Below are 16,699 nucleotides of genomic sequence, written 5' to 3'. Positions count from 1 at the left end.
ATGAGCGGTCTCATTCAGCTGGACGCCGGGCTCGACCCGGCACTCTCCGGTGGCGAGCTCCAGGTACGGGAGCCCGCCACCGGGCGCCCGATCGCCGTGGTCTCGCTGGCGGCGGCCGCGGACGTGGACCCCGCCGTGGCCGCCGCCGCGCAGGCCCAGCCCGGCTGGGCGGCGACCCCGCCGACCGGGCGCGCCGCCGTCATGCGCCGCGCCGCCGCCGTGCTGGAGCGCCACCGCCAGGAGATCGTCGACCTGCTGGTCCGCGAGGGCGGATCGGTGCGCGGCAAGGCCGACTTCGAGGTCGGCGCCGTCCTGGACGAGCTGTGGTCCGCCGCGGCGCTGCCCACCCGCCCCAACGGCCACCTGCTGGCCTCCGAGCCGGGCCGGGAGAGCTTCGCCCGCCGGGTGCCGCTCGGGGTGGTCGGCGTGATCAGCCCGTGGAACGTCCCGCTGGTGCTGGCGATGCGCGCGGTCGCCCCCGCGCTGGCCCTCGGCAACGCCGTGGTGGTCAAGCCCGACGTGTACACCCCGGTCTCCGGCGGCCGGGTGATCACCCGGCTCTTCGAGGAGGCGGGCCTGCCCGCCGGGCTGCTCCAGGTGCTGCCCGGCGACGCCGAGGTCGGCGAGGCCCTGGTCCGCCACCCCGACGTGCCGATGATCGCCTTCACCGGCTCCAGCGAGGTCGGGGCCAGGATCGGCGCGGTCGCCGGCGGCATGCTCAAGCGCGTCTCGCTCGAACTCGGCGGCAACAACGCCCTGATCGTCCTCGACGACGCCGACCTCGACGCCGCGGCCTCGTCCGGGGCCTGGGGCTCCTTCTTCCACCAGGGCCAGATCTGCATGGCCGCCGGGCGCCACCTGGTGCACCGCGCCGTCGCCGACCGGTACCTGGAGCTGCTCGCCGACCGCGCCCGCAAGCTGCGCCTCGGCGACCCCTTCCGCGAGGAGGTCGACCTCGGCCCGGTCATCGGCGAGCGGCAGCTCGACCGGGTCGAGCGGATCGTCCGCGAGTCGGTGGCGGCCGGCGCCGTGGTGCTGGCCGGCGGCGCCCGGCGCGGCCCGTTCTTCGAGCCGACGGTGCTGGCCGGCGTCACCCCCGACATGCCCGCCTTCACCGAGGAGGTGTTCGGGCCGGTCGCCCCGGTCACCGTGGTCGCCGACGACGACGAGGCCGTCGAACTGGCCAACCGGACCGCGTACGGGCTCACCGCCGCCGTCCAGACCGGCTCGGTGCGGCGCGGCCGGGCGATCGCCGACCGGCTGCGCACCGGCATGGTCCACGTCAACGACCAGACCATCAACGACGAGGCCCACGTGCCGCACGGCGGCCGCGGCGCCTCCGGCAACGGCACCCGGCACGGCTCCGAGCACAGCTGGGACGAGTACACCCAGTGGCAGTGGCTGACCGTCCGCGAGACCCCGGCGAGGTACCCGTTCTGATGGCCGAGCCGACACGGGTGCGGTACGAGAGGAAGGGCCGGGTCGGGTACGTCACCCTCGACCGGCCCGAGGTGCTGAACGCGATGGACCTGCGCATGCACGAGGAGCTGTGCGGGATCTGGGACGAGGTCGAGGCCGACCCCGAGGTCTGGGTGGTGGTGCTGGCCGGCGCCGGGGACCGGGCCTTCTCGGTCGGCCAGGACCTCAAGGAGCTGGCCGAACGGGTCAGGGCCGGCACCGCCACCTCCACCTTCGGCAGCCGGGGCAAGCCGGGCTACCCCCGGCTCACCGAGCGGTTCGCGCTCTCCAAGCCGGTCGTCGCCCGGGTCCAGGGCTTCGCCATGGGCGGCGGCTTCGAGCTGGCGCTGGCCTGCGACATCATCGTCGCCGCCGAGGACGCCGTCTTCGCGCTGCCCGAGGCGAAGCTCGGCCTGATCGCCGGCGCCGGCGGGGTGTTCCGGCTGGCCCAGCAGCTGCCCTACCGGGCCGCGCTGGGCCACCTGATGACGGGCCGCCGGCTGAGCGCCCGGCGCGCGCTGGAGTACGGGCTGGTCAACGACGTGGTGCCGGCCGGGGAGCTGGACGACTGCGTGGACGGCTGGGTGCGCGACATCCTGCGCTGCGCCCCGCTGTCCGTCCGCGCGGTCAAGGAGGCGGCGGCCAAGGCCCTCACCACGCCGCTGGAGCAGTCCTTCGCCACCCGCTACGTCTGGGAGGAGCGCCGGATGCACAGCCGGGACGCCGAGGAGGGCCCGCTGGCCTTCCTGGAGAAGCGCGAACCGGAGTGGACCGGCACCTGACGCGACAGTGACGGCAACGACGAGGCCGCCGCCGGGAATCCGGCGGCGGCCTCGGTCGTCGTGCGGTGACCGCGTCGACTACGGGACGACGACCAGGCGCTTGTGCCCGGTGTCCTCGGCCTGCCAGGCCTGCTCGATCTCCGCCAGCGGCACCGCCCGGGTGTCGATCCGGATCTCACCGGCGGCGGCGCCCGCCATCAGGCGGTTGAACATGTCCAGGAACGCCTGCGGCGGCGGGAAGCCGCCGCCCACGATGGTCAGGCCCGCGCTGCGGATCGTGCCGGCCGACAGCTCGATGGTGGCGCCCGCCGACTCGCCGATCTGCACCAGCCGGGGGCCGGAGCTCTTCAGGTGGAAGTCCTTGCGGGTCATCGCGGTCAGCAGCGCCTCGGTCGGCTTGCCCCACAGGTAGTCCAGGATCACGTCGTACCCGGTGTCGCCGGCCGCGGCGGCGAAGGCCTCGGCCATCTCCTCCTGGGTGCCGTTCAGCGGGACGGTGGCGTCCGCGCCGTACTCGCCCAGGGTGTCCAGGACCTCCTGGTTGCGGCCGGCGGCGACGACCCGTCCGGCGCCCAGGTGCTTGGCGATCTGGATGGCGAGCTTGCCGGCGGCGCCGGTGGCGCCCAGCACCAGGACGGTCTCGCCGGGCTGCAGCTTGGCGGCGTGCTCCAGCGGTATCCACGAGGAGAGCGCCGGGTTGGGCAGCGCGGCGGCGGTGAGGTCGTCCACGCCGTCCGGCACCGGCCAGGTGAACGGGGCGCGGGCGACGGTCAGTTGCGCCATCGAGCCGTACGGCTTGCGGGCCCCGCCGAAGAACACCCGGCTGCCGTCCTCCAGTCGGCCGACGCCGTCCAGGCCGACCACCGCGGGCAGGTTGTCGGAGCTGGCGAAGTGGCCGCCGCCGGCCACCGCCTTGGTGGAGGGGTTGAGCGCGGCCGCCAGGACCTGGACGAGCACCTCGCCCTCGCCCGCGGTCGGCTCGGGGAACCGCTCGAAGCGGGGCGGCTTGCCGAGCGTGTGGAGGACTGCGGCGTCCATGGTGCTACTCCATTCACAGGTGATCGGGCCGAACGTACGCCGGTCCCCGGCCGAGGGCGGCCGGGGACCGGGGAAAACATCAGTTGATCAGACCGGCTTCCTTGGCCGCCAGTTCGAGCTCGGCGGGGGTGCCGGTGAAGATGGTGCGGACGTGCTCGGTGACGGCCTCGACCGGCCAGTCCCACCAGGCGATCCGGGCGAGCCGGTCGATGTCCGCGTCCTCGAAGCGCTTCTTGATCAGCTTGCCGGGGTTGCCGCCGACCACGCCGTAGGCCGGCACGTCGGAGGTGACCATGGCCCGGGTGCCGATGATCGCGCCGTCGCCGATCGTCACGCCCGGCATGATCACGGCCTCCCGGCCGATCCACACGTCGTTGCCGATGACGGTGTCGCCGCGGCTGGCGACGGTAGCCAGCGCGTCCACCGTCCGCGCGGTCCAGTCCCCGCCGAACATGAAGAACGGGTAGGTGGTGGAGCCGATCATCGGGTGGTTGGCGGCCGGCATGATGAACTGGGTGCCGGTGCCGATGGCGCAGTACTTGCCGATCACCAGCTTCTCGGGCCCGAAGTTGTAGAGCACGTTCCGGGTCTCGAACGCCGCCGGGTCGTCGATGTCGGCGTAGTAGGTGAATTCCCCCACCTCGATCAGCGGCGAGCTGATCAGGTTCTTCAGGAACACCACCTTGTTGTCCATTCCCGGAAGGTACGTCTGGGAAGGGTCGGGGCTGACGGGCATGGCCTCTCCTCGTGCGGGACTATGCCTTGACGGCGGTGACGAACAGGAAGTTTCCGGGGCCGGACAGGTCGCGCACGGTCATCCCGGCGTCGGCCAGCCAGCCGGTGAGCTGCTCCGGGTCGAAGGAGCCGCGGTGCGCCTGGCGCTCCAGCCGGCTCTGGAACTGTCGGTAGAGCGGGTCGGCGGCCTGACGGAAGGTCATCACCGTGAAGGTGCCGCCCGGGCGCAGGCAGCGGCCGACCTCGTGGATCGCCCGCTCCGGGTCGGGGATGGCCTGCAGCGCGTTCCAGCAGTTCACCCCGCCCAGCGAGGCGTCCTCGAACGGCAGCTCCAGGGCGCTGCCGCGGACGGTGAGGACCCGGTCCAGCTTGGCCCGCAGCTGGGCCAGCATCTCGGCGGAGAGGTCCAGCGCGATCACCCGCTCCTCGCCGAGCGAACGGGCCAGCACCCTGGTCCAGCGGCCGGCGCCGGCCGCCAGGTCGAGCACCGGGCCGTCGACCGGCCGGACGTGCTCGGTGAGGTAGGCGTCCTCGTCGTCGAGCGACACCCAGCCGCCCCAGTTGGCGCCCATGATCCGGACGAACCCGGCCCGCAGGCCGCGCTCGTACCGGCCGGCCAGCAGCGGGTCGCTCGGGCCGGACGGCTGGTCGTGGAAGTCCAACAGCCCGTCCACCGACGGGAATACGGCCTCGCAGCCGGTACAGACGGCGGCCTCGGTGCCGCCGGTCAGCGGCTGCCGGCAGCGCGGGCAGCGGACGGCCCGGGCGTGGCCCCGAAGGACGTCCGCGGCCGGGGACGGCTCGGCGGTCCGCTCCTCCTCGGGGGCGGGCAGCACGAACGGGGACACCGTGGCGCCGTGCTCGCAGGCCCAGACCGCCTTGGCGCCGGAGTAGGCCAGCAGCGCCCGGGTCTCGGTCGCCCACAGCTCGGCGGTGCGCTCGGCGGGCAGGCCGAGCCACCGGTCGAGCGCGGGGGCGGTGGCCCGCTCCTGCTCGGTCAGGCCCCAGACGGCGGGGGAGGGGAAGACCCGGCCGAGGTTCCACCGGGTCGCGGCGTCCGCGGTCTCCCAGGGCTGGAGGCAGCGGGCCAGCCGGGACAGGTCGTCCCGGTCCACCCCGGTGCCGGGGAGGGCGGCGAGGATCCGCTCGCCGTCCTCGGGGAAGTGGCCCAGCAGGAAGAACAGGGCGGCGTCGCGCCCGGCGTCCGTCCCGCCGTCCGACAGCAGCCGGAGGTAGCGGTCCAGGCCGGCCCGGACGGCCTCGTGGGCGGGGAAGCCGCCGTCCGGGCCGGCGGCCTCGGCCAGCAGCCCGAGCAGCAGGGCGAGCCTGGCCTGGTGCGCGGGCGGGACGGTGTCCAGCGCGTCCAGCAGGGCCGGAATTCCGGCGAGCGCGTCCGGGCGGAGGAAACCGTCCGCCTGGAATTCCGCGGCGAGCCGGCGGAATACGCCGTCGAGTTCGGTGGGGGTCGAGCCGGTGAATTCGTCGATCGTGGCGCGCGCGACCGAAATCGCGCTCGTGTCACTCATGGTGCGGAGCCTACCCGTCCCGGTCTGCGAGGCAGATCCGAATATGGTGCGAGAAGCGTGTTCTGAGGGGAATTCAGGGGGTGTAGGGGGGTGCTAGGGGATGAGCAGGACGCGGCCGCTGGTGCGGCGCTCCTCGACGGCGGCGTGCGCCTCGGCGGCCTGGCCGAGCGGGAAGCGGGAGTCGATCCGGACGGTCAGCTTCCCCTCGCGCATCCACTGGAAGCAGCGCTCCAGGAAGTTCAGCGGCGGCCAGGACTCGTCGAAGAAGTGCGGCAGGCAGAAGCGGGTGACGAACAGCGAGCCCTTGTCGTTCAGCGTCATCAGGTCCAGCGGCGGGACGAAGCCGCTCGCCTGGCCGAAGTTGATCAGGTAGCCGCGCGGGGCCAGGCTGTCGAGGTTCGCCTCGAAGGTGTCCTTGCCGACCGCGTCGTAGACCACCCGGACGCCCTCGCCGCCGGTGATCCGCTTGACCTCGGCGGCCACGTCCTCGGTGCCGCCGGAGACGATCACCGCCTCGGCGCCGGCCTCCTTGGCGACGACGGCCTTCTCCTCGGCGGAGACCACGCCGATGACCCGCGCGCCGCGCATCCGGGCGAACTGGGTGATCAGCGTGCCCACGCCGCCGGCCGCCGACTGCACCAGGGCCCAGTCGCCCTCGGCCAGCGGGTACGCCTCGTGGGTCAGCTTGTACGCGAGCAGGCCCTGCACCGGCAGGCCGGCCGCCTCGCCGAGGTCGATGTCCTCCGGCACCGGGATCAACTGCGCGGCGGGGGCGATGACATGGCTCGCGTACGAGCCGGCCGCCAGGGCCCAGGCGACCCGGTCGCCGACCCGCACGCCGGTCACGTCCGGGCCGAGCGCCTCGACGTAGCCGGAGCCCTGGTAGCCGGGCTCCAGCGGGAGCGCGGCGTCGGCCCGGTAGTAGTCGCGCTTGGCGAGGTCGCCGCGCCGGTTGAGGATGTCGAAGAAGGTGACGGCCGCGGCGTGGGTGCGCAGCAGCACCTGGCCCGGGCCGGGCTCGGGCAGTTCGAGGTCCTCCAGCTCCAGCACCTCGGGGCCGCCGTAGGCGTGCTGACGGATGATCTTCATGGCGGGTGTCACTCTCTCTGGGAACGGGTGGCGTTGAACTGACGGGCCGTCAGTGCGGCTTGGCGTTGAGGTAGTTGCTGAAGGCCTTGATCTGGAAGCGCTGGAACCCGGTGAAGGAGATGCCGTCCTTGGAGCGCTTGAAGAGGCCGGGCACCGACTGGCCCTGCTTCCCGGTCGCCGCGGCGTAGTGGTAGAGCATCTTGACCCGGCGGCGGCGGATCTTCTCGTAGCGGCGCAGCAGTTCGGCGGGGGAGCCCTGGCCGGACAGCGCCCGCCCGATCACCCAGGCGTCCTCCAGCGCCTGGTTGGCGCCCATGCCGGTACGCGGCGGGACGGCGTGCACCGAGTCGCCGAGCAGCGTCACCGGGCCGCGCCCCCACACCTTGGGGACCTGGTGCAGGATGTGCGGGAAGACCTGGACGTCCTCGTCGCTGATCGACTCCAGCAGCTCGGGCAGCGGGGAGGAGAAGCCGGCGAACCGGGCCCGCAGGTTGGCCACCGCGGACTGCGGCCGGCCGTCGGCGCCGATCGGGCCGGTGCCGTCGGGGGAGCCGGGCGCGCCGGGCGGGACCGCGTCGCCGTCCGCCCACGGCGTCTCGAAGGCCCAGTAGAGCATGGACTCGCCGAGCGGGTGCATCACGCACAGGCCGTGCTCGCCGGCCATGGTCTGCACCCGGTTGCTGTTGGTCAGCTCCACCGGCAGCGGGGTGGTGCCGTGCCAGGTCGCCCAGCCGGTGTGCTCGGCCGGCGAGAAGCCGAAGAGGTGCTTGCGGACGAAGGAGCGGTGGCCGTCCGCGCCGATCAGCACGTCGGCCTCGATCCGCCGGCCGTCCTCGAAGGTGATCGCGACCGGCCCGTCCGTCCCCGGCGCGGGCTCGTCGATGACGGTGGCGCGGGCGCCGAACCGCAGCACGCCCGGCGGCAGCGCGGCGGCCAGCACCTCGACCAGCTCGCTGCGGCGGATCACCTTGTTCGGCGAGCCGAAGTCGCGCGCGATCCGGTCGAGGTCGACCTTGACCAGCGGCTGGCCGGTCTCCGAGGTGATGTCCACCCGGTCGAGGCGGTGGCCGAGGTCGGTGTGGTCGATGCCCAGCTGGGTCAGGATGCCCGTGGCGTTCGGCCACAGGATCACCCCGTAGCCGCCCTTGCGGAGCTCGTCCGCCTGCTCGTAGAGCTCGACCTGGTGGCCGGAGCGGGTGAGCGCCAGGGCGGAGGCGACGCCGCCGAGCCCTGCACCGATGATGACGATCTTCATGAGCTGTCTCCTGAGGAGGTTCGAACGGTGGATCAGCGGCCGGCCGTCAGAGGGATCTGAGGGCGGGCTCGACGGCGTCGGCCAGCCACGCCAGCACGGTGCGCGCGGTGGTGTCGGAGTGGTCCTCCAGGACCGAGAAGTGGTCGCCGGGGGTGTCCAGGGCGGTGTGCGGGAGCGACCAGACGGCCTGCCAGCCGGCCGACTCCCGGATCTCCTCGGTCCACGGGTCGGCCGCCCGCACCAGCAGGGTCGGTACGGCGATCCGCTCCGGGCGCCAGCCGGCGAAGAGCCGGTGGTACGCGCCCATCGCGGCCAGCCGGGTGTCGTCGGCGAGCGCGAAGGCCGACTCGCGGTCCTTCATCGCGGCGGACATCGACGGCTCCAGCAGCGGCAGTTGGTCGTAGTCCGGGTCGTAGCTGTCGACCAGGGCCAGCCCGGCCGGGCCCGTCCCGAGCCGCTCCAGCCGGGCGGCGACCGCGTGCGCGATCCAGCCGCCGGCCGAGCGGCCGACCAGGACGAACGGCCGGCCGCCGGTGTGCCGGAGCACCGACCCGGCGTGCAGGCCGGCCAGCGCGTCCAGGTCGGCGGGCGGCAGCTCGCCGGCCAGGAAGCCCGGCTGGGGCAGCACCAGGACCTCGCGGCGGCCGCGGCAGGCGGCGGCGAACCGGGCGTACTCGTGCGGGCCGGAGACCGGGCCGAAGGACGGCAGGCAGACCAGCACCGGGCCGTCCGGGCTCTGCGCCAGCCGGACCGGCTCGGCGGCCGGGGCCTCCTCGGCGGTCCGGAACGAGGGCCGGCAGCCGGCCGCGGCCTTGAGCAGGTCCAGCGCGGCCATCGAGGAACCCTGCTCGCAGGCCTGCCAGTAGAGCGTCGCCAGCGGGCCGTCCGGCTCGGCGCCTGTGGTGGCGCTCGCTCCGGCGGTCCGGCCGTCGGCGTGGGCGTCGGCCCGCTCGGCGAGGCGCTCGCGCAGGTGGGCGGCGAGCAGCGCCGGGGAGGGCTGGTCGTAGATCAGACTGGTTGCCAGCCGGAGCCCGGTGGCCGCGCCCAGCTGGTTGCGCAGCGCCAGCGCCGTCAGCGAGTCGAAGCCGAGTTCGAGGAACCGCCGCCCCGGGTCGACCTGTTCGGGCCCCGCGTGGCCGAGCACCCCGGCCACCGCGCCGCGCACCAGGTCGAGCAGGATCCGCTCCCGCTCCACCTCCCCGGCGTCCGCCAGCCGCCCGGCCAGCCGCTCGGCGGCGGACGGGCCCGCGGTGTCCTCGGGGAACTCCCCGGCCGGCTCCTGGCGCCGGGCCGGCGTACCGGCCGCGAGGTCGCGCAGCAGTGCGGGCAGCGGCCCGGGAGCGGCCCGGCGGCGGATGGCGGGCAGGTCAAGGCGGGCGGTCACCAGAGTGGCGTCCCCGGCCGCCAGCGCGGCGTCGAACAGGGCCAGGCCCTCGGCGGAGGAGAGCGGGGCCACCCCGCCGCGGACCATCCGGGACAGCTCCGCCTCGGCCAGCCCGCCGGTCATCCCGCTGGGCTGCGCCCACAGGCCCCAGGCGAGCGACTGCGCGGGCAGGCCCCGGGAGCACCGGCGCTCGGCGAGCGCGTCGAGGAAGGCGTTGGCCGCGCCGTAGCTGGTCTGGCCCGCGCTGCCGAGGGTGGCGGCGGCGGAGGAGAACAGCACGAAGGCGGCCAGGTCGTGGCCGGCCGTCAGGTCGTGCAGGTGGACGGCGGCGTCGACCTTCGGGCGGAGCACGGTGTCCACCCGCTCGGGGGTGAGCGAGTCCAGGATGCCGTCGTCGAGGACGCCGGCGGTGTGGATGACGGCGGTGAGGGGGTGGTCGGTGGGGATGTCGGCGAGCAGTGCGGCGAGTTGGTCGCGGTCGGCGGTGTCGCAGGCGGTGACGGTGACGGTGGCGCCGAGTTCGGTGAGTTCGGTGGTGAGCTCGGCGGCGCCGGGGGCGTCGGGTCCGCTGCGGCTGGTGAGCAGCAGGTGGCGGGCGCCGTGGTCGGTGACGAGGTGGCGGGTGAGCAGGGCGCCGAGGGTGCCGGTGCCGCCGGTGACCAGCACCGTTCCGGCCGGGTCGATCGGGCGGGCCGGCTCGTGGGGGACGGGCAGCAGGCGGGCCGCGTGCGGAACGCCGTCGCGGATCACCAGCTGGGGCTCGTCGGTGGCCAGGGCGGCGGGGACGGCCGCGGCGGAGGCGGCGGAGTCGTCCAGGTCGAGCAGGGCGAACTGGCCCGGGTACTCCGCCTGGGCGGAGCGGACCAGTCCCCACACCGGGGCCAGGGCGAGGTCGTCCAGGCCGGGGCCGGCGGCGCGGCGGGTGGCCAGGACGAGGCGGGAGGCGGCCAGCCGGGGTTCGGCGAGCCAGGCGCGGAGCAGGTCGAGGGTCCCGTTGACGGCGGCGCGGACGGCCGTCGGCAGCCCGGCGTCCGGGCCCGCCGCGGCGGGCAGGTGGTAGAGGACGGTGGCGGGGACGGCCTCGGCGGCGGCGAGGGCGGCCAGGTCGGCGTACGGGACCAGCCCGTCGGTGGAGCCGGGCCCGGCGTTGAGGACGGCGATCGGGCCGTCCGGGCGGCCGGTGCAGGCGCCCCCGACGGGCCGCCAGACCGTCCGGAACAGGGCGCCGGCCGAGGCGTCCTCGCGGGGCCCCTCCAGCCAGTAGCGGCCGCGCTGGAAGGGGTAGGTGGGCAGGTCGACCCGGCGGGCCCCGGCGAGGGCGGGGGAGAAGTCGACCGGGACGCCCCGGACGTGCAGCCGGGCGGCGGAGGCCAGGAAGGCGGTCGGGCCGCCGTGGTCGCGGCGGAGCGTGCCGCAGGTGACGGTGGGGGCGGTCGCCTCGTCCAGGGTCTCCTGGAGTCCGGGGGTGAGGACGGGGTGGGGGCTGATCTCGACGAAGGTGGTGAAGCCCTCGGCGAGCAGGGCGCGGACGGCCTCCTCCAGCCGGACGGTCCGGCGGAGGTTGCGGTACCAGTAGGCGGCGTCCATCGTCGTGGTGTCCAGCCAGCGGCTGTCGACGGTGGAGTGGAAGGGGATGTCGGCGCCGCGTGGGGTGACGGGGGCGAGCAGGGTGAGCAGGTCGTCCTGGATCCGCTCGACGTGGGCGGAGTGGGAGGCGTAGTCGACGGGGACGCGGCGGGCGCGGATGCCGTCGGTGGTGAGGCGTTCGACGAGTTCGTCGAGGGCGTCGGCGTCTCCGGCGACGACGGTGGAGGTGGGGCCGTTGACGGCCGCGACGGAGATCCGGTCCTGCCAGGGGGTGAGGTCGATGTCCTGGGCGGGTTGGGCGACGGAGACCATGCCGCCGTTTCCGGCGATGGCGGTGATGGCCTGGGAGCGCAGGGCGACGGTGCGGGCGCCGTCCTGGAGGGTGAGGGCTCCGGCGACGGTGGCGGCGGCGATCTCGCCCTGGGAGTGGCCGATGACGGCGTCGGGCTGGACGCCGTGGGCCTGCCAGAGGGTGGCGAGGGAGACCATGACGGCCCAGAGGGCGGGCTGGACGACGTCGACCCGGTCGTAGCCGGGTGCGCCCTCGGTGCCGCGCAGGACGTCGATCAGGTTCCAGTCGGTGAACTCGGCGAGGGCGTCGGCGCATTCGGTGATCCGTGCGGCGAACACCGGTTCGCTGTCGAGGAGTTCGACGGCCATCCCGACCCACTGCGAGCCCTGCCCGGGGAACACGAAGACGGTCTTGCCGGTCACGTCCGCCGTGCCGGCCACCACGGCGGCCGGGTCCTGCCCGGCGGCGTAGGCGGCGAGCGCGGCCCGGTCGGCGCCGACCACCACCGCGCGGTGGGGGAAGGCGGAGCGGCCGGTGGCCAGCGAGTGGGCGACGTCGACGGCCGCGAGCGCGGGATGGGCGTCCAGGTGCTCGGCGAGGCGCCCGGCCTGGGCCCGTACGGCGGCCTCGGTGCGGCCGGCCAGCAGCCACGGGGCGCCGGTGCCGGCCGACGGGGCCTGCTCCTCGGCGGGCTGCTCGGTGGGCTGCTCCTCCGGGGCCTGCTCGACGATGACGTGGGCGTTGGTGCCGCTGATCCCGAAGGAGGAGACGCCGGCCCGGCGCGGGCGGCCGGTCTCCGGCCACTCCCGCTCCTCGGTGAGCAGTTCCACCGCGCCCGCCGACCAGTCCACGTGCGAGGACGGCCGGTCCACGTGCAGGGTGCGGGGCAGGACGCCGTGCCGCAGCGCCAGCACCGTCTTGATCACCCCGGCCACCCCGGCCGCGCTCTGGGTGTGGCCGATGTTGGACTTCACCGAGCCCAGCAGCAGCGGGAGTTCACGCTCCTGGCCGTAGGCGGAGAGTAGTGCCTGGGCCTCGATCGGGTCGCCCAGGGTGGTGCCGGTGCCGTGCGCCTCGACGGCGTCCACGTCGGCGGCGGTGAGACCGGCGGAGAGCAGGGCCTGGCGGATCACCCGCTCCTGCGCCGGGCCGTTGGGCGCGGTGAGCCCGTTGGAGGCGCCGTCCTGGTTGACGGCGCTGGCGCGCAGCACCGCCAGCACCGGGTGCCCGTTGCGGCGGGCGTCGGAGAGCCGCTCCAGCATCAGCATGCCGACGCCCTCGGAGAACCCGGTGCCGTCCGCCGCGTCCGCGAAGGCCTTGCACCGGCCGTCCGCCGCCAGGCCCTTCTGCCGGGTGAACTCCACGAACAGTCCGGGCGTGGACATCACCGCGACGCCGCCCGCCAGGGCCAGGTCGCAGCCCCGGCGGCGCAGCTCCTGGACCGCCAGGTGGATCGTCACCAGCGAGGAGGAGCAGGCGGTGTCCACGGTGACGGCCGGGCCCTCCAGGCCCAGCGCGTACGAGACCCGGCCGGTGGCGACGCTGCCCGCGCTGCCGTTGCCCAGGTAGGCGGCGACCTCGTCGGGCACCTCGTCCAGCCGGGCGGCGTAGTCGTGGTACATCACGCCGGCGAACACGCCGGTCCGGCTGCCGCGCAGGGTGAGCGGGTCGATGCCGGACCGCTCGACGGCCTCCCAGGAGGTCTCCAGCAGCAGCCGCTGCTGCGGGTCCATGGCGAGCGCCTCGCGCGGGCCGATACCGAAGAAGCCGGGGTCGAACTCGGCGGCGTCGTAGAGGAACCCGCCCTGGGCGGTGGCGCTCTGCTCGCCGAGGTCCCAGCCGCGGTCGGCGGGGAACGGCCCGATGCCGTCGCCGCCCTCGGTGAGCAGCCGCCAGAAGTCCTCGGGCGTGCGCACCCCGCCGGGCAGCCGGCAGGCCATGCCGGTGACGGCGATCGGCTCGTCGGCGATCGCCGACAGCCGCTCGTTCTGCTTCCTGAGCCGCTCGTTGTCCTTGATCGAGGCGCGCAGCGCCTCGACGATCCGCTCCGGCGGGGTAGTCATGCTGTCCTCTTCCTCAGACGCCTGCGGGGTCCACCGAGGTGCCCAGCGCCAGTTCGACCAGGTCCGTGATGTCCATGCCGTCGATCTCGGCCGCCCGGGCCTCCTCGGCGGCCTGCTCCTCGGCGGTGCCGCCGTCGGTGTCGCCGTCGGCCTCCGCCTCGGGCAGCAGCAGCGCCCGCATCCGCTCGGCCAGCGCGCCGGCCGTCGGGTAGTCGAAGACCGCCGTCGCGGGCAGCCGCAGACCGGAGGCCTGGTAGAGCCGGTTGCGCAGCTCCACGGCCGTCACCGAGTCGAACCCGAGCTTGCTGAAAGGGAGTTCGGGATCGACCTGCTCGGCCGAGGAGTGCCCGAGCACCCCGGCGATCTGGGCCCGGACCAGGTCGAGCGCGGCACGGCGGCGGTCCGCCCCGGAGAGCGCGGCCAGCCGTTCGGCCAGCCGGCCGCCGTCCTCCCCGGTACGGGACCGGGCGGCGCGCCGTCCGGTCGGCCGGACCAGCGCGCGCAGCAGGTGCGGCACCGGGGTCCGCCCGCGCAGCACCGCGAGGTCGAGCGCGGCCGGCACCACCAGCGGGGCGGGAACGGCCAGCGCCTCGTCGAACAGGGCGAGCCCGTCCCGCTCGGACAGCGGCACCGTGCCGCCCCGGCTCATCCGCTCCAGCTCGGCCTCGCCCAGGTGGCCGGTCATGCCGCTGGGCTGCGCCCACAGGCCCCAGGCCAGCGACTGCGCGGGCCGCCCGGCCGCCCGGCGGCGGGCCGCGAGCGAGTCCAGGTAGGCGTTGGCGGCGGCGTAGTTGCCCTGGCCGGGGCTGCTGAAGGTGGCGGCGGCGGAGGAGAACAGGACGAAGGCGGCCAGGTCCAGCTCCGCGGTCAGCTCGTCCAGGTGCGCGGCGGCGTCGAGCTTGGGCCGCAGCACCCGGGCGAGGGCCTCGGGCGTCAGGGTCTCGACCACGGCGTCGTCGAGGACGCCGGCGGTGTGGACGACGGCGGTGAGGGGGTGGTCGGTGGGGATGTCGGCGAGCAGTGCGGCGAGTCGGTCGCGGTCGGCGGTGTCGCAGGCGGTGACGGTGACGGTGGCGCCGAGGGCGGTGAGTTCGGTGGTGAGCTCGGCGGCGCCGGGGGCGTCGGGGCCGCTGCGGCTGGTGAGCAGCAGGTGGCGGGCGCCGTGGTCGGTGACGAGGTGGCGGGCGAGCAGGGTGCCGAGGGTGCCGGTGCCGCCGGTGACCAGCACCGTCCCGGCCGGGTCGAGCGGACGGAGGTCGGCGGTCGGGGTGGCCCGGACCAGCCGGGGGGCGAACAACTCGCCCTCTCGGACGGCCAGTTGCGGCTCGCCGCTGGCCAGCGCTGCGGGCAGGACGGCGGCCGCGTCGACGGTGCCGTCGAGGTCGACCAGGACGAACCGGTCGGGGTGCTCCGCCTGCGCGGAGCGGAGCAGGCCCCAGAGCGGGGCGTGGACCAGGCCGGGCACCGGGTCGCCGGGGGCGGCGGCGACCGCGCCCCCGGTCAGCACGGCCAGCCGCGTCCCGGCGAACCGCTCGTCGGCGAGGAACTCCTGGAGCAGGCCGAGGACTTCACCGGTCACCCGGTGGGCGTCCGCCGGGGACCCGCCGTCGGCCGGCGGGGCGGGCAGGAGCAGGACCTCCGGTCCGCAGGCGGCCCCGGCCAGGGAGTCCAGGCGGTCGAGTCCGGCCAGGCCGTCCAGCCGGAGCCCGGGGACGGCCCGGTCGTCGCCGAGCACTGCCCAGCGCACCGCCCGCCCGCCGTCGCCCGGCGCGACCCGGGTCCACTCGACCCGGAAGAGCGCGTCCCGCTGCCCGCGCCGGGCGGCCCGCAGCTGACCGGCGGAGATCGTCCGGACGGCCAGCGAGGCCACCGAGGCGACGGGGGCGCCGGTCTCGTCGAACAGGGCCAGCGACACCGAGTCCGGCCCGGTGGGGGAGACCGTCACCCGCAGCGCCGTGGCGCCGGTGCCGTGCAGGCGGACGCCGCTCCAGGCGAACGGCAGGCCGTTGCCCTCGGCCGCGCCCTCCCGGCGGGCCAGCCCCATGCCGTGCAGGGCGGCGTCCATCAGCGCGGGGTGCAGGCCGAAGCGGTCCGCGTCGGCGTGCGCCTGCCGCGGCAGCCGGACCTCGGTGTGCACCTGCTCGCCGAGCCGCCAGGCCCGGGTCAGGCCCCGGAACACCGGGCCGTAGCCGTAACCGGCCTGCTCCAGCCGGTCGTAGAAGCCGTCCAGGTCGACGGGGGCGGCACCGGCCGGCGGCCAGGGCCCGCTCTCCGCGGGGGCCTGGGCGTCGTCGGCGGCGAGCAGACCGCCGGCGTGCCGGGTCCACGGCTCGCCGTGCGGGGCGTCCTGGGGGCGGCCGTAGACGGCCACCGGCCGCAGGCCGGACTCGTCGGCCGCGCCGACCACGGCCTGCAGGACGACGGCGCCGCGCTCGGGGAGGATCAGCGGGACCTCGATGGCCAGGTCCTCGACCAGGCCGCAGCCGACCTCGTCACCGGCGCGGACGGCCAGCTCCACGAAGGCCGTACCGGGCAGCAGGACGGTGCCGGAGACGGCGTGGTCGGCCAGCCACGGGTGACCGCGCAGCGACAGCAGGCCGGTGAGCACCACCCCGTCGCCCTCGGCCAGCGGCAGGGCCGCGCCGAGCAGCGGGTGGTCGGTGGCGCCGAGACCGGCCGCGGTGACGTCCCCGGTGCCGGAGGAGGGCTCCAGCCAGTAGCGCTCGTGCTGGAAGGGGTAGGTGGGCAGGTCGACCGGGCGGGCGCCGGCCGAGCGGCCGGAGAGGTCCACCGCCACGCCGCGCACCCAGAGTTCGGCGGCGGAGGCCAGGAAGCGGGCGAGCCCGCCCTGGTCGCGGCGGAGCGTGCCGCAGGCGACGGTGGGGGCGGTCGCCTCGTCCAGGGTCTCCTGGAGTCCGGGGGTGAGGACGGGGTGGGGGCTGATCTCGACGAAGGTGGTGAAGCCCTCGGCGAGCAGGGCGCGGACGGCGGCCTCCAGCTGCACCGGGTGGCGCAGGTTGCGGTACCAGTACGCGGCGTCGAAGGCGGCGGTGTCGGTCCAGCGGCTGTCCAGGGTGGACCAGAACGGGACCTTCGGGGGCCGGGGGCGCAGGTCGGCCAGGGCGGTGAGCAGGTCGTCCTGGATCCGCTCGACGTGGGCGGAGTGGGAGGCGTAGTCGACGGGGACGCGGCGGGCGCGGATGCCGTCGGTGGTGAGGCGTTCGACGAGTTCGTCGAGGGCGTCGGCGTCCCCGGCGACGACCGCCGAGGAGGGGCCGTTGACGGCGGCGACGGAGATCCGGTCCTGCCAGGGGGTGAGGTCGATGTCCTGGGCGGGTTGGGCGACGGAGACCATGCCGCCGTTTCCGGCGATGGCGGTGATGGCCTGGGAGCGGAGGGCGACGGTGCGGGCGCCGTCCTGGAGGGTGAGGGCTCCGGCGACGGTGGCGGCGGCGATCTCGCCCTGGGAGTGGCCGATGACGGCGTCGGG

The 16,699-nt window shown here is 75.4% G+C and carries 9 protein-coding genes; 2 read left to right on the top strand and 7 right to left on the bottom strand.

Annotated features, from left to right (window positions below; translation table 11 throughout):
* On the top strand, positions 1–1,440 hold the full coding sequence (locus ACWDD9_RS19835) for a benzaldehyde dehydrogenase (protein WP_449812170.1): 1,440 nt from the start codon (positions 1–3) through the stop codon (positions 1,438–1,440).
* Positions 1,440–2,240: an enoyl-CoA-hydratase DpgD gene (gene dpgD, locus ACWDD9_RS19830; RefSeq protein WP_049652977.1), complete on the top strand. Its 801-nt coding sequence runs from the start codon at positions 1,440–1,442 to the stop codon at positions 2,238–2,240. The genes ACWDD9_RS19835 and dpgD overlap by 1 nt, the downstream gene beginning before the upstream one ends.
* 78 nt (positions 2,241–2,318) lie before the next feature.
* Here the strand turns inward: dpgD and ACWDD9_RS19825 are convergent, their stop codons facing one another.
* The 7 genes from ACWDD9_RS19825 to ACWDD9_RS19795 form a co-directional block, all read right to left on the bottom strand.
* Positions 2,319–3,278, bottom strand: a complete 960-nt coding sequence (locus ACWDD9_RS19825; protein WP_049652980.1) for a quinone oxidoreductase family protein — start codon at positions 3,276–3,278, stop codon at positions 2,319–2,321.
* Between the two features lie 79 nt (positions 3,279–3,357).
* Positions 3,358–4,014: a CatB-related O-acetyltransferase gene (locus ACWDD9_RS19820; protein ID WP_449812169.1), complete on the bottom strand. Its 657-nt coding sequence runs from the start codon at positions 4,012–4,014 to the stop codon at positions 3,358–3,360.
* Between the two features lie 19 nt (positions 4,015–4,033).
* On the bottom strand, positions 4,034–5,539 hold the full coding sequence (locus ACWDD9_RS19815; protein WP_449812168.1) for a class I SAM-dependent methyltransferase: 1,506 nt from the start codon (positions 5,537–5,539) through the stop codon (positions 4,034–4,036).
* A 93-nt stretch (positions 5,540–5,632) separates the two neighbouring features.
* Positions 5,633–6,628 carry a quinone oxidoreductase family protein gene (locus ACWDD9_RS19810; RefSeq protein WP_049652986.1) on the bottom strand — a complete coding sequence of 332 codons (996 nt, stop codon included), beginning with the start codon at positions 6,626–6,628 and terminating at the stop codon, positions 5,633–5,635.
* A 49-nt stretch (positions 6,629–6,677) separates the two neighbouring features.
* On the bottom strand, positions 6,678–7,883 hold the full coding sequence (locus ACWDD9_RS19805; protein WP_449812167.1) for an FAD-dependent oxidoreductase: 1,206 nt from the start codon (positions 7,881–7,883) through the stop codon (positions 6,678–6,680).
* A gap of 46 nt (positions 7,884–7,929) precedes the next feature.
* Positions 7,930–13,209, bottom strand: coding sequence for an SDR family NAD(P)-dependent oxidoreductase (locus ACWDD9_RS19800; protein WP_449812166.1), 5,280 nt, complete (start codon positions 13,207–13,209; stop codon positions 7,930–7,932).
* A gap of 13 nt (positions 13,210–13,222) precedes the next feature.
* A partial coding sequence (locus ACWDD9_RS19795; RefSeq protein ID WP_449812165.1) for an SDR family NAD(P)-dependent oxidoreductase occupies positions 13,223–16,699 on the bottom strand: 3,477 nt, incomplete at its 5' end.

It is taken from the genome of Kitasatospora sp. NPDC001119, from assembly GCF_053598475.1.
Note: the sequence above shows the minus strand (reverse complement) of the source record. Positions and strands in the feature narration are given on the sequence as shown.

Excerpts from the sequence above, each read along its gene's own strand:
- ACWDD9_RS19825 (WP_049652980.1), bottom strand. The coding sequence starts at position 3,278 with ATGGACGCCGCAGTCCTCCACACGCTCGGCAAGCCGCCCCGCTTCGAG.
- ACWDD9_RS19800 (WP_449812166.1), bottom strand. The coding sequence starts at position 13,209 with ATGACTACCCCGCCGGAGCGGATCGTCGAGGCGCTGCGCGCCTCGATC.
- ACWDD9_RS19815 (WP_449812168.1), bottom strand. The coding sequence starts at position 5,539 with ATGAGTGACACGAGCGCGATTTCGGTCGCGCGCGCCACGATCGACGAA.
- ACWDD9_RS19820 (WP_449812169.1), bottom strand. The coding sequence starts at position 4,014 with ATGCCCGTCAGCCCCGACCCTTCCCAGACGTACCTTCCGGGAATGGAC.
- ACWDD9_RS19805 (WP_449812167.1), bottom strand. The coding sequence starts at position 7,883 with ATGAAGATCGTCATCATCGGTGCAGGGCTCGGCGGCGTCGCCTCCGCC.
- ACWDD9_RS19835 (WP_449812170.1), top strand. The coding sequence starts at position 1 with ATGAGCGGTCTCATTCAGCTGGACGCCGGGCTCGACCCGGCACTCTCC.
- ACWDD9_RS19810 (WP_049652986.1), bottom strand. The coding sequence starts at position 6,628 with ATGAAGATCATCCGTCAGCACGCCTACGGCGGCCCCGAGGTGCTGGAG.
- dpgD (WP_049652977.1), top strand. The coding sequence starts at position 1,440 with ATGGCCGAGCCGACACGGGTGCGGTACGAGAGGAAGGGCCGGGTCGGG.